The 12,568-nt window shown below is 51.7% G+C and carries 13 protein-coding genes, 1 pseudogene and 1 other annotated feature; of the genes and pseudogenes, 9 read left to right on the plus strand and 5 right to left on the minus strand.

Annotation, left to right across the window (positions count from 1 at the left end; all coding sequences use genetic code 11):
• Window positions 1-5: 5 nt before the first annotated feature.
• Window positions 6-1,127 carry a bifunctional chorismate mutase/prephenate dehydrogenase gene (tyrA, locus tag ACOT0L_RS03085; protein ID WP_023298402.1) on the plus strand — a complete coding sequence of 374 codons (1,122 nt, stop codon included), beginning with the start codon at window positions 6-8 and terminating at the stop codon, window positions 1,125-1,127.
• 185 nt (window positions 1,128-1,312) lie between these two features.
• Here tyrA and ACOT0L_RS03090 read toward each other — a convergent pair.
• Window positions 1,313-1,903 (minus strand): annotated as a pseudogene (locus ACOT0L_RS03090) (tyrosine-type recombinase/integrase); the annotation flags it as partial.
• Between the two features lie 136 nt (window positions 1,904-2,039).
• Between ACOT0L_RS03090 and ACOT0L_RS03095 the strand changes: the two are divergent.
• From ACOT0L_RS03095 to ACOT0L_RS03115, 5 genes are all read left to right on the plus strand, one after another.
• Window positions 2,040-2,189, plus strand: coding sequence for a DUF7415 domain-containing protein (locus tag ACOT0L_RS03095; RefSeq protein ID WP_421637247.1), 150 nt, complete (start codon window positions 2,040-2,042; stop codon window positions 2,187-2,189).
• A gap of 227 nt (window positions 2,190-2,416) precedes the next feature.
• A complete protein-coding gene (locus ACOT0L_RS03100; RefSeq protein ID WP_260473294.1) occupies window positions 2,417-3,088 on the plus strand; it encodes a hypothetical protein in 672 nt (223 codons plus the stop codon).
• A gap of 10 nt (window positions 3,089-3,098) precedes the next feature.
• Window positions 3,099-3,527, plus strand: coding sequence for a WapI family immunity protein (locus ACOT0L_RS03105; protein WP_023298399.1), 429 nt, complete (start codon window positions 3,099-3,101; stop codon window positions 3,525-3,527).
• A 72-nt stretch (window positions 3,528-3,599) separates the two neighbouring features.
• Window positions 3,600-3,803 carry an ogr/Delta-like zinc finger family protein gene (locus tag ACOT0L_RS03110; RefSeq protein WP_071788728.1) on the plus strand — a complete coding sequence of 68 codons (204 nt, stop codon included), beginning with the start codon at window positions 3,600-3,602 and terminating at the stop codon, window positions 3,801-3,803.
• A gap of 144 nt (window positions 3,804-3,947) precedes the next feature.
• Complete coding sequence (locus tag ACOT0L_RS03115; protein WP_063148614.1) at window positions 3,948-4,820, plus strand: SMP-30/gluconolactonase/LRE family protein; 873 nt, start codon at window positions 3,948-3,950, stop codon at window positions 4,818-4,820.
• Here the strand turns inward: ACOT0L_RS03115 and pheA are convergent.
• The 4 genes from pheA to bamD form a co-directional block, all read right to left on the minus strand.
• Window positions 4,817-5,977: a bifunctional chorismate mutase/prephenate dehydratase gene (gene pheA / locus ACOT0L_RS03120; RefSeq protein WP_023306733.1), complete on the minus strand. Its 1,161-nt coding sequence runs from the start codon at window positions 5,975-5,977 to the stop codon at window positions 4,817-4,819. The genes ACOT0L_RS03115 and pheA overlap by 4 nt on opposite strands.
• Window positions 5,978-6,007: 30 nt before the next feature.
• Window positions 6,008-6,133, minus strand: a sequence feature (Phe leader region).
• Window positions 6,085-6,132, minus strand: coding sequence for a pheA operon leader peptide PheL (gene pheL, locus ACOT0L_RS03125; protein WP_100229775.1), 48 nt, complete (start codon window positions 6,130-6,132; stop codon window positions 6,085-6,087). It overlaps the preceding feature by 48 nt.
• A 103-nt stretch (window positions 6,134-6,236) precedes the next feature.
• Window positions 6,237-6,578, minus strand: coding sequence for a ribosome-associated translation inhibitor RaiA (gene raiA / locus ACOT0L_RS03130; protein WP_006811628.1), 342 nt, complete (start codon window positions 6,576-6,578; stop codon window positions 6,237-6,239).
• 267 nt (window positions 6,579-6,845) lie between these two features.
• Complete coding sequence (bamD, locus tag ACOT0L_RS03135) at window positions 6,846-7,583, minus strand: outer membrane protein assembly factor BamD (RefSeq protein WP_003863164.1); 738 nt, start codon at window positions 7,581-7,583, stop codon at window positions 6,846-6,848.
• A gap of 131 nt (window positions 7,584-7,714) precedes the next feature.
• Here bamD and rluD point away from each other — a divergent pair, with 131 nt between their 5' ends.
• From rluD to clpB, 3 genes are all read left to right on the plus strand, one after another.
• The gene (gene rluD / locus ACOT0L_RS03140) at window positions 7,715-8,695 is read left to right on the plus strand and encodes a 23S rRNA pseudouridine(1911/1915/1917) synthase RluD (protein ID WP_022649057.1); all 981 of its coding nucleotides are present in this window, start codon (window positions 7,715-7,717) and stop codon (window positions 8,693-8,695) included.
• Window positions 8,692-9,423: a purine nucleoside phosphorylase YfiH gene (gene yfiH / locus ACOT0L_RS03145; protein ID WP_126502745.1), complete on the plus strand. Its 732-nt coding sequence runs from the start codon at window positions 8,692-8,694 to the stop codon at window positions 9,421-9,423. Before rluD ends, yfiH begins: the two co-directional genes overlap by 4 nt.
• Window positions 9,424-9,552: 129 nt before the next feature.
• The gene (clpB, locus tag ACOT0L_RS03150) at window positions 9,553-12,126 is read left to right on the plus strand and encodes an ATP-dependent chaperone ClpB (RefSeq protein WP_045308384.1); all 2,574 of its coding nucleotides are present in this window, start codon (window positions 9,553-9,555) and stop codon (window positions 12,124-12,126) included.
• The last annotated feature ends 442 nt before the right edge of the window (window positions 12,127-12,568 follow it).

Consider the following 12,568-nt stretch of genomic DNA (forward strand, 5'->3'; position numbering starts at 1 on the left):
TAGTTATGGTTGCTGAATTGACCGCATTACGCGATCAAATTGATGAAGTGGATAAGGCGTTGCTGGACCTGCTGGCGCGCCGCATGGCACTGGTTGCTGAGGTCGGCGAAGTTAAAAGCAAATACGGCCTGCCAATTTACGTTCCGGAGCGTGAGGCCTCTATGCTCGCCTCCCGCCGTAAAGAGGCACAGGCGCTGGGCGTTTCACCGGACTTAATTGAAGATGTCCTGCGTCGTGTGATGCGGGAATCCTATTCCAGCGAAAACGACAAGGGCTTCAAAACTCTCTGTCCGTCGCTGCGTCCGGTGGTGATTGTCGGTGGCGGCGGCCAGATGGGGCGTCTGTTTGAAAAAATGCTGACGCTTTCTGGCTATCAGGTGCGCATCCTGGAAAAAGAGGACTGGCCGCATGCGCCGGAGCTCATTAAGGATGCCGGAATGGTTATCGTCAGCGTACCGATTCATGTGACGGAGCAGATTATCGCGAAACTTCCTCCGCTGCCGGAAGATTGCATTCTGGTGGATCTGGCGTCCGTTAAAAATGGCCCTCTACAGGCAATGCTGGCGGCGCACACCGGGCCCGTGCTTGGGTTACACCCGATGTTTGGCCCGGACAGCGGCAGCCTGGCGAAGCAGGTAGTGGTTTACTGCGACGGTCGTCAGCCGGAAGCGTATCAGTGGTTCCTGGAACAGATTCAGGTCTGGGGGGCACGTTTGCACCGTATCAGTGCGGTTGAGCACGATCAGAACATGGCGTTTATTCAGGCGCTGCGCCACTTTGCAACCTTCGCCTATGGTCTGCACCTGGCGGAAGAGAACGTTCAGCTTGAACAATTGCTGGCGCTTTCCTCGCCAATTTATCGTCTGGAGCTGGCGATGGTCGGGCGACTGTTTGCCCAGGATCCACAGCTTTACGCCGACATCATCATGTCGTCTGAAAATAACCTGGCGCTGATCAAGCGCTACTATCAGCGTTTTGGCGAAGCGATCACCTTGCTGGAACACGGCGATAAACAAGCGTTTATCGACAGTTTCCGTAAAGTGGAGCACTGGTTCGGTGATTACGCCACGCGATTCCAGAGTGAAAGCCGCACGCTGTTGCGCCAGGCAAATGACAGTCGCCAGTAATCTGATGATGTATATACTGAAAGCCAGCAATGCTGGCTTTTTTCATATAATGGGTGGATGTGGTTTATCAACCATTTAAATTATCACTAATAAAAACAGTAATTTAAAAAAGCTGTAACCATCTGGAACCGTTTCTAATACCCCGAAGTGTGGACGCAATGTGGACACTCCGGGGGGAGCAGAACCTACAGCGATATCCCTCCTGAAAGCGGATTCAATGCCACGGCATTTTGCAGGTACTCCGGTGACAAATGCGCATAAGTCATCGTCTGCTGGATGTTTGCATTACCCAGTATTTGCTGTAATGAAATGATGTTACCCCCGTTCACCATGAAATGACTTGCGAAGGTATGACGCAAAATATGCGTTGCCTGATTTGCAGGAATATCAGGTTTAACCATCTTCAGCACTTTGCAAAAACTCACGTAATCGACGTTGAACAGATTCCCGCTGGTATTCTTCTTTATCAGCGATTCAAGCTCAGAAGAAATCGGTACAGTGCGCTTTTTTGCGTTTTTGATTTTCAGGAATGTCACGCGCCCGTTTACTATTTGTGCCGGTTTGAGTGTTGCCAGCTCTGACCACCGCCCGCCGGTACTAATCCCCAGCAGGGCAACCAGCAGATCCTCACCTGTAAATGACTTAAGCAGCAGCGCACTTTCTGCTTTGTTAAGGAAAGCCATTTCAGGGTTAGCCTCTGCCAATGGTGGCAAACCATGAACGGGGTGCACCCCAGCAAACTCTTAAAGTTGAATCAGCTTCGTGAACATGTCTGATACAAGAAAGAGGGTATACCGACAACGCGTGTCAGTGAGGGTAACGAATGTTATCGATTTAACTGAGTGGGTGGCAAATTATGTAATGTTGAGTTTCCAGTTGATGCTGGATGACGCCGACTGCGGTATGACAATCATGAACTGGAAAGAACTAAGCGAGAAGGGGCTGGTTTTCATAATTAATCACGAAATTTTACACCCGCCAGGGCTGGCTGTTGGATATGAAATGACTAACGGTGTTTCGGCTGGGGCTTCGTGGCTGATAACGGAGCCTGGCAATATTTAGACGAGCTTGTTGATGATGCTAAAAAAATGGGTGGTTAAAATGAGCCATACGCGAATAATGCCAGCACCGCCGGTGCTGAAATTTGCTTTCAGTGCCGGTGGTGTTGAACAACGAGCGCGGCGAGGCGTTAGCCTCTAAGTCGATAAAATCAGAGTCAGGAAAGTAGATTGAAGTAAAAACGTCCATTATGATGACCCCAAAGGTTAGCCCAAAAGGAAATTAGGACAATGAGCGTTGGATTAATTACGGACGAGCCAGGACGTTTCTACACCTTCCAGTCAACATTACCAGCCGGTGAATACTTCGAATTTCGCCCCCGCAATCCTCCACTGAATTCAAAACCCATTGTTGATGACGAAACCGGGATGTGTATTGGCTATTCAGTCTCTCAGGCTCCCGGTTTATGGCAGATTTATGATACCGACGGCATGTTTGTCAGGCTGGAAGAAGCGTCACTAGAAGCCCCCCTGATTGACCCAACAGACATCGTATTAATTGCCTTGGGTGCATTTCGTCTTTTTCGGGCTGGTAAAGCGTTACTGGAGAGTGGAGTTAAAACCGCTGTAACTGTGAGGCTCAGTGAGGCTACTATCAGTCTCTTACGTGGTCGGCTGAAAATGGGGTTATCTGCACGAACCCTTAAAATGACCGCAACTCCTGCTAAACATATGCTTAATCCCGCGCGATATGTGCCCTTGCAACTTCAGGAAAAAGTTATTCGCTACGGCAAAAGAACGCCAGATCCTCAAAAGGCTCAAGGTCTTTTTCGTTACGAATCTGAGATATATAAACTTGTTGAGAATCGGGCGAAAAAAGGAACCTATTATTATAAAAAATATATGATAGAAGTATTGGTGCGTGAGAAAGACTGGACAATAACTCATTTTTTATACAAGTGATGGGGGGAATATGATTGAGATAATTAGCGACAGGAAAATTTTACGGATTTCCCCCTTTGGGCGTGATAATACCCCTGACATACCAGAGTATGACTGGATACATACCTATGTGGAGTACGAACTACCCGAGCTTAAAACACAATATCAGGCATCCTTTAATGTCGGAGAGCTTAATGCTCTTAAAGCTAAACTCAGGGAGTTACATAGAAGTTTAGTTGATGGCACGAAGGCTCGTGAGGTGATTTTTGATAGCACAGAAAATCAGTTAAATCTTGTGTTTTCACCATCATCAACAGGGCGTGGGGTGCTTTTAACATTAACGCTAAGGCCGGAAAATCCTGCTGAAAGCGTCGTAGTCAGTGATAGTCTTGGAATGGATGAAAGTTATTTTCCTGCAATACTTTCCGGGCTGGACGAAATCATTAATTGGACGAGTTGATTCACAATTTTAGATGTGCATGCATCAGTGGATGAGTTTGCATTCAATTTTTATTCCAGTTTTTGCCAGCCAGTGACAGCGCTGGTGCGGCTCAAAGGCGCAGGCCATGCGCGCCGCACAGGCAAGGAGCTGTATCATCAGTGCACAAACATCATTTGCAGTTGCACGTTCATCACCACTGAGACGGTCGAGAGCTTTATCGTTTCGCCGGGTGAAGTAGTACCAGCGCCGCCGCACCCGACGCAATCAGGCCAGCAACAAATCCACTGGATGTGACCAAAAGAAAGCCCTGCACATGGCAGGGCTTTTTCGATGCGTGGACGACGTGTGGACATCGTCAGAAACAAATCCTTTTGTTTCAGCCTATTGCGTCTAAAATTAAAACAGCAATGCTGGCTTTTTTCATTTTGGGGAACTGTCATGGCTGAACCACAGCTGCTGTTGAACTATACCGGGCATCTGCCCGAATGCCCGACGTGGAGTGCTGAAGAGAAGGCGCTCTACTGGGCGGATATTCTGGAAGGGGAGATTCATCGGTACCATCTGCCCACCGCGGAACACTCGGTGCTCTCATTCCATGAAGAAGTTGGGTGTTTTGCCCTGCGTGAACGCGGCGGATTTATCGTCGCGATGCGAAACGCCATCTGGCTGACCGATAAACACGGCCTGCTCCAGCGTAAGGTTTGCGATAACCCGTCCAACCCGCAGCTTGCACGCTTTAACGATGGAGGCACCGACCATCAGGGACGGTTTTATGCGGGCACGTTCTGGGGGCCGGGAGATTATAACGGCGCCATGTTGATGCGTATCGACAACGACCTGACACCGAAAGTGATCCAGTGCGATATTCAGGGGCATAACGGTTTAGCGTTTAGTCCTGACAAACGGTGGATGTTTACTTCTGATACGCCGAACGGTGTGATTTACCGTACGCCGCTTGATGAGCAGGGGGAACCCGGTAAGCGCGAAGAGTTTCGCCGTTTTAGTGAGGGAGACGGTATACCCGACGGAGCGGCAATGGATGAGGAAGGCTGCTACTGGAGCGCACTGTTTGACGGCTGGCGTATCGCACGGTTTTCACCGCAAGGCGTACAGCTGGAAGAATACCGGCTGCCGGTACGCTGCCCGACAATGGTCTGCTTTGGCGGCGACGATATGAAAACGCTGTTTATCACCACCACGCGGGAAAATATGGAGGCGGAGGAGCTGGCGAAATACCCGCTTTCCGGTGCCATCTTCACCCTGCCTGTAAATGTGGCAGGGATGAAGAAAAGCCGCTTTATCGAACATTAAGCCGGATCGACCGGGACCACGTTTTCGCTCGGATAGCAGCCCAGTACTTTCATGGAGCGTGTGATCTCGCCCAGTTCGCGCAGGGCTTTCTGCATGGATGCAGACTCCAGGTTGGCCTGAACGTCGAGATAGAACATCTCTTCCCACGGGTTGCCATGTATTGGGCGGGATTCCAGCTTCGTCATGATCAGGTTGTGATTACGCAGCACCAGCAGCGCTTCAACCAGCGCACCCGCCTGCTGGCCGGTCGCCATCAGCAGGGTGGTTTTCGCCGGGACCTGGTCCGACACGTTGATGGCCTTGCGGGCAAGAACCACGAAACGGGTGATATTTTGCGTCTGGTTGGCCAGATTGCGTTCCAGCACCTGTAAGCCATACAGCGCGCCGCCCGCTTCGCTACCGAGTGCCGCGACGGCAGGAGAGTTTGCCTGCGCCACTTTTTCCATCGCCGCCGAGGTGCTTTCGGTGTACTCAATTTTCCAGTGCGGATAACGGTTCAGGAACTGGCTGCACTGCTGGAACGGCTGCGGGTGGCTGTACACCGTTTCAATCTGACTCAGATCGGTTGAGCCAGAGACCAGCACGCAGTGATCGATAGGAATAGTCAGCTCACCGACCAGCGACAGGCTGGTGTGCTGGAGCAGATCGTAAACATCGTTGATGGCGCCGGAACTGGTGTTCTCAATAGGCACCACGGCGTAATCTGCCTGGCCGGTTTCGACCTGGTTGAAGATGTCTGCAAATTTTGCACAACCGCTCTCAATGAACTCTTCGAAATGACGGGCTGCGTACTGGCGAGCCGCCAGGTGAGAATAAGAACCTTTCGGGCCGAGGAAAGCGATCCGAGCAGAGTGCGGGTTGGTTTTGTTCAGATGCTGCTGGAGCAGGGCCTGTTGCGTCAGAACGGAATCTTCAATGATGAGCTGGAACAGGCGGGTGATGTAGTGGGCATCAAGATGATGCGCTTTGCCGAGCTGTATCAACCGTTCCAGTAAATCACGCTCGCGATCGATATCGCGCACCGGCCGATGAGAATCCAGCTTGGCTTTGCCCACTTCAATGGCGAGCGCGCGGCGTTCTGCCAGCAGGGCCAGTAACTTTTCGTCGAGTGCACTGATTTTTACGCGTAAATCCAGGAGCGGGTTTTCCGGTGTCATAGTGTTGTCTGTCTCATTTTATCGTTATCAATAAAAAAGGCCTCCCGGTGTGGGAGGCCTTGTTGTTCGTCTTCGCATTCTTTATCACACGACGAAACGCCTCCCGGTCAGGGGAAGGTAAAAAAGAATGCGAAGAAAAACGGCGTCTGTTTCATTAGGTCATCCTGAAATTGATAGGGTTAAAGTACCTGTACTGTTTTGATCCTGTCAATAAAAAACGCGCCCGAAGGCGCGTTGTCGGTACACTCAATTTAAAGGATTACTCTTCTTCAACTTCTTCCGCGAAGCTGGCGTCTTTCACCGATGTTGTGGCGCGACGGGCTTCACCTTTGTGTTGCACTTTATTGAGCTGCCGTTCCAGCTTGTTGATCAAATCGTTAATTGCAGTGTACATATCCTCGTGTTTAGCGCTGGCGACCAGATGGCCGTTTGGAGTATTGATAGTTGCATCAGCGACGAAACCCTGCGGCTCCTTGGACAGGATGATATGTGGATTAATCAAATGTGTTTGCCATTTATCCAGTTTGGCGAGACGGTCTGCGACGTGCTGGCGGATTGCCGGAGTAATTTCCATTTGTTTACTGGTAATGTTCATTGTCATAAATTTTACCTCTTGTCTTTCCGTCTTGGTGATTCCAGCATACCCGACCTAATGTCAAAATGTGTGATTTAGATCACGTTATTTTGTCGGTTTTTGTCAGGGAATCTTTTTTGTGAGGCAGGGCAGGAAGAGGTGAGATTTACCTTGTCGAAGCCAGCAATTGCGGTCATAGTTGACTGGATGTGTTGAAGCTAAACCGCTTCAGCGTAAGTCTGAAAGAATAAAAAAACGGCAGCCTGCGGGCTGCCGTTATGCGTTGTAGCGGTATCAGGTATTGCTGCTGTTCGCGGCAATGATTTTCGCCACTTTGTCAGCCTGAGCCGTCATCTGCATCTGGCGATACGCATTCTCCATCAGCTTCAGGCCATCACGCGTGGCCTGCGTATCCGGATAATCACGCAGCATGCCTTCTACACGGTTAACCACGGCAACCCATGCGCCACGGCGAGTGTAGTATTCCGCGACAGAGTACTCGTATTTCGCCAGACGATCTTTCAGGAACACCAGACGCTTAGTGGCATCGGTAATGTACTGGCTGTTCGGGTAGCTACGCACCAGTTTGGAGAAGTCATTGAAAGCATCACGCGCATGTTGCGGGTCACGGTCAGAACGATCCACCCCGAAGAAGCCCTGCAATGCACTGTCATCCAGCGCCATGTTAGTCAGGCCGCGCATGTACATCACGTAATCGATGTTAGGATGGGTAGGGTTCAGACGCATGAAACGATCGATCGTTGCCTGAGCCAGCGGCAGATCGGCATTTTTATAGTAGGCGTAGATCAGATCTAACTGTACCTGCTGTGAATACGGACCAAACGGATAGCGATTATCCAACGCTTCCAGTTGCGTTATCGCCTGTTTCCAGTTACCGTCCTGCAACTTTTGTTGTGCAGTCGCATAGATTTCATTCGGCGGATTGTCAGGGACCTGTTCATTCGAACCGGAGCAGCCCACCAAAGCCAGGCTCAACGTGGCCGCTGCCACCAGATATTTCATGCGCGTCATGACGTTTTGACTTTCCTCAAATGTTTGTCCGGGAGAAACTCAGTTCCTGCTCCCGATTAAGACCAGCTACAATAGCACACTATATTAAACGGCAAAGCCGTAAAACCCAACGTTAAACGAAGAAGCAGTTTATGGCACAACGAGTAGAACTCACCGCAACAGTCTCCGAAAATCAGCTCGGTCAACGCTTAGATCAGGCTTTGGCCGAATTGTTCCCTGATTATTCGCGTTCACGTATAAAAGAATGGATCCTTGACCAGCGCGTGCTGGTAAACGGCAAGATCTGGGACAAACCAAAAGAGAAAGTGTTTGGTGGGGAAGCTGTCGCCATCAATGCTGAAATCGAAGAGGAAGTCCGCTTCGAGCCGCAGGATATCCCGCTGGATATCGTCTACGAAGATGACGATATTCTGGTCATCAACAAACCGCGTGACTTTGTTGTCCATCCAGGCGCGGGTAATCCTGACGGTACGGTACTTAACGCACTCCTTCATTATTACCCGCCGATAGCTGACGTACCGCGTGCCGGTATCGTTCACCGTCTGGATAAAGACACCACGGGTCTGATGGTGGTGGCGAAGACGATCCCCGCCCAGACTCGACTGGTGGAATCTTTGCAGCTGCGCGAAATCACCCGTGAGTATGAAGCGGTGGCGATTGGTCATATGACCTCTGGCGGCACGGTGGAAGAGCCGATTAGTCGTCATCCAACCAAGCGTACGCATATGTCCGTGCACCCGATGGGTAAACCGGCGGTAACCCATTACCGCATCATGGAACATTTCCGTATTCATACGCGCCTGCGTCTGCGTCTGGAAACCGGGCGTACTCACCAGATCCGCGTGCACATGGCGCATATTACCCATCCGCTGGTGGGTGACCCTGTTTACGGCGGTCGTCCGCGTCCACCAAAGGGCGCATCGGATGAATTCATCTCCGTGCTGCGTAAATTCGATCGCCAGGCGCTGCATGCGACGATGCTACGTCTTTACCACCCAATCACCGGAATTCAGATGGAATGGCATGCGCCTATCCCACAGGATATGGTGGAACTTATCGACGCGATGCGCGCAGATTTCGAAGAACATAAGGATCACGTGGACTGGTTATGACCAAACTGATTGTCCCGGAGTGGCCGCTGCCTGAAGGCGTGGCCGCCTGTAGCTCGACCCGTATCGGTGGCGTGAGCCAGGGTGCGTGGGCGTCTTTGAACCTCGGTGCGCACTGTGGCGATAACCTGGAGCACGTCGAAGAGAACCGTAAACGTCTGTTTGCTGCGGGAAACCTTCCTTCAAAACCGGTCTGGCTTGAGCAGGTGCACGGTAAAGCGGTGCTGAAGCTTACGGGTGAGCCCTATGCGTCTAAACGCGCCGATGCTTCGTACAGCAATACGCCGGGAACGGTTTGCACGGTGATGACCGCTGATTGCCTGCCGGTGTTGTTTTGTAACCGTGCCGGTACGGAGATTGCAGCAGCGCATGCGGGCTGGCGTGGCCTGTGTGAAGGCGTGCTGGAAGAGACCGTTGCCTGCTTCCAGGACGATTCTGCAAATCTCATCGCCTGGCTTGGCCCGGCGATTGGCCCGCAGGCATTTGAAGTGGGGCCTGAGGTTCGGCAAGCTTTTATGGAAAAAGATCCTCAGGCGGTTAATGCGTTTGTGGCGTCCGGCGATAAATATCTGGCCGATATTTATCAGCTTGCCCGCCAGCGCCTTAATAATGTCGGCGTGACCCAGATCTTTGGCGGAGATCGCTGTACATTCACCGAAAAGGGTGATTTTTTCTCCTGGCGCCGTGACAAGACGACAGGCCGTATGGCAAGTTTCATTTGGCTGATATAACCTAAAGAATCAAGACGATCCGGTACGCGCCGTTTTCTTTTCACATAATTCAGGTTATTAACCTTGAATAATTGAGGGATGACCTCATTTAATCTCCAGTAGCAAATTTGACCTGTTATGGGAGGAGTTATGCGTCTGGATCGTCTTACTAATAAATTCCAGCTTGCTCTCGCCGATGCCCAGTCCCTCGCACTGGGGCACGACAACCAATTTATCGAACCTCTTCATTTAATGAGCGCCTTGCTGAATCAGGAAGGGGGATCGGTACGTCCTTTGTTAACGTCCGCTGGCATTAATGCTGGCCAGTTACGCACCGCCATCGATCAGGCGCTGAGCCGTTTACCGCAGGTAGAAGGTACCGGGGGCGACGTGCAGCCGTCGCAGGATCTGGTGCGCGTGCTGAACCTTTGCGACAAGCTGGCGCAAAAACGTGGGGACAACTTTATTTCGTCAGAGCTGTTTGTTCTGGCGGCGCTTGAATCACGCGGTACTTTAACCGACCTGCTGAAATCCGCCGGTGCAACCACCGCTAATGTGACCCAGGCGATTGAGAAAATGCGCGGAGGTGAAAGCGTGAACGACCAGGGAGCCGAAGACCAACGTCAGGCTTTGAAAAAATTTACGGTCGATCTGACCGAACGTGCCGAGCAGGGCAAACTTGACCCGGTAATCGGCCGCGACGAAGAAATTCGCCGGACTATTCAGGTACTGCAACGTCGTACCAAAAACAACCCGGTGCTGATTGGTGAGCCTGGCGTCGGTAAAACCGCCATCGTTGAAGGGCTGGCGCAGCGTATCGTTAATGGCGAAGTGCCCGAAGGGCTGAAAGGCCGTCGCGTACTGGCGCTGGATATGGGCGCACTGGTGGCCGGGGCGAAATACCGCGGTGAATTTGAAGAGCGTCTGAAAGGCGTGCTGAACGATCTGGCGAAACAGGAAGGCAACGTCATCCTGTTTATCGACGAACTGCACACTATGGTGGGGGCAGGTAAAGCTGACGGCGCAATGGATGCCGGGAACATGCTGAAACCTGCGCTGGCACGTGGTGAACTTCACTGCGTCGGTGCCACTACGCTGGACGAGTATCGTCAGTACATTGAAAAAGATGCCGCGCTGGAGCGACGCTTCCAGAAGGTGTTCGTCGCAGAACCAAGCGTTGAAGATACCATCGCGATTTTGCGTGGTCTGAAAGAGCGTTATGAGCTGCACCATCATGTGCAGATCACTGACCCGGCCATCGTTGCGGCGGCGACGCTTTCGCATCGTTACATTGCCGACCGTCAGTTGCCGGATAAAGCCATCGACCTTATCGATGAAGCGGCGTCCAGCATCCGTATGCAGATTGACTCGAAACCGGAAGAGCTGGACCGACTCGATCGCCGCATTATTCAGCTCAAGCTGGAACAGCAGGCATTGAACAAAGAGTCTGATGAAGCGAGTAAGAAACGCCTCGATATGCTCAACGAAGAGCTGGATGAGAAAGAGCGTCAGTATTCTGAGCTGGAAGAAGAGTGGAAAGCAGAGAAAGCCTCCCTCTCTGGCACCCAGACAATCAAGGCGGAGCTGGAGCAGGCGAAAATTGCCATTGAGCAGGCGCGTCGCGTAGGGGACCTGGCGCGGATGTCCGAGCTACAGTACGGCAAGATCCCTGAGCTGGAAAAACAGCTTGAGATCGCCACGCAGTCGGAAGGCAAAACCATGCGTCTGTTGCGTAATAAAGTGACGGACGCCGAGATTGCCGAAGTGCTGGCGCGCTGGACGGGGATTCCTGTAGCTCGCATGATGGAAAGTGAACGCGAAAAACTGCTGCGTATGGAGCAGGATCTGCATCAGCGCGTCATTGGCCAGAACGAAGCGGTCGAAGCGGTATCTAACGCCATTCGTCGTAGCCGTGCGGGGCTGTCCGATCCGAATCGTCCCATCGGCTCGTTCCTGTTCCTGGGGCCAACCGGTGTCGGTAAAACCGAGCTGTGTAAAGCGCTGGCTAACTTTATGTTCGACAGCGATGACGCGATGGTGCGTATCGATATGTCCGAGTTTATGGAGAAACACTCTGTCTCGCGTCTGGTCGGTGCGCCTCCGGGATATGTCGGTTATGAAGAGGGCGGTTACCTGACGGAAGCGGTTCGTCGTCGTCCTTATTCCGTCATCCTGCTGGATGAAGTGGAAAAGGCTCATCCTGACGTGTTTAACATTCTGTTGCAGGTGCTGGATGATGGACGCCTGACGGACGGGCAGGGAAGAACGGTCGATTTCCGTAACACGGTGGTGATCATGACCTCGAACCTGGGTTCCGATTTGATTCAGGAACGCTTCGGTGAGCTGGATTACAGCCATATGAAAGATCTGGTGCTGGGTGTGGTCAGCCAAAACTTCCGTCCGGAGTTCATCAACCGTATTGATGAAGTAGTCGTGTTCCATCCGCTGGGTGAGAAACACATTGCGTCGATTGCGCAGATCCAGTTGCAGCGTCTGTACAAGCGTCTGGAAGAGCGTGGGTATGAAATCCACATCTCGGATGATGCGCTGAAACTGCTGAGCGAGAATGGTTACGATCCTGTTTATGGCGCGCGTCCGTTAAAACGTGCTATCCAGCAGCAGATCGAAAACCCGCTGGCGCAGCAAATCCTCTCCGGGGAGCTGGTTCCGGGAAAAGTTATCCGTCTGGAAGCCAACGAAGACCGAATTGTGGCAGTGCAGTAAGTCACAAAACGCAAAAACGGGCCGCTTGCGGCTCGTTTTTGTTTAAAAACCAGGCAAGAATTAATGTCTGAGATGTGTTTTGCCTGGAAAGTGAGCAGTCAGTAAATAATTTTCACTTTGCACTTGCAGCCTCAGAAGAACTCCCTATAATGCGCCTCCACTGACACGGAACAACGGCACGCAAGCCGCCGGGTCAGCAGAGAAAAGCAAAATAAACGCTTGACTCTGAAGCGGGAAAGCGTAATATGCACACCCCGCGCCGCAGCGAAAACGTAGCGGCACTGCTCTTTAACAATTTATCAGACAATCTGTGTGGGCACTCAAAGTGACATGGATTCTTAATGTCTTCGGACACTAAATGAATACCAAGTCTCTGAGTGAACACGTAATTCATTACGAAGTTTAATTCACGAGCATCAAACTTAAATTGAAGAGTTTGATC

The sequence above is a fragment of the Enterobacter cloacae complex sp. XAL002 genome (assembly GCF_049236805.1).
In the GTDB taxonomy this organism is placed as follows: Bacteria; Pseudomonadota; Gammaproteobacteria; order Enterobacterales; family Enterobacteriaceae; genus Enterobacter; species Enterobacter intestinihominis.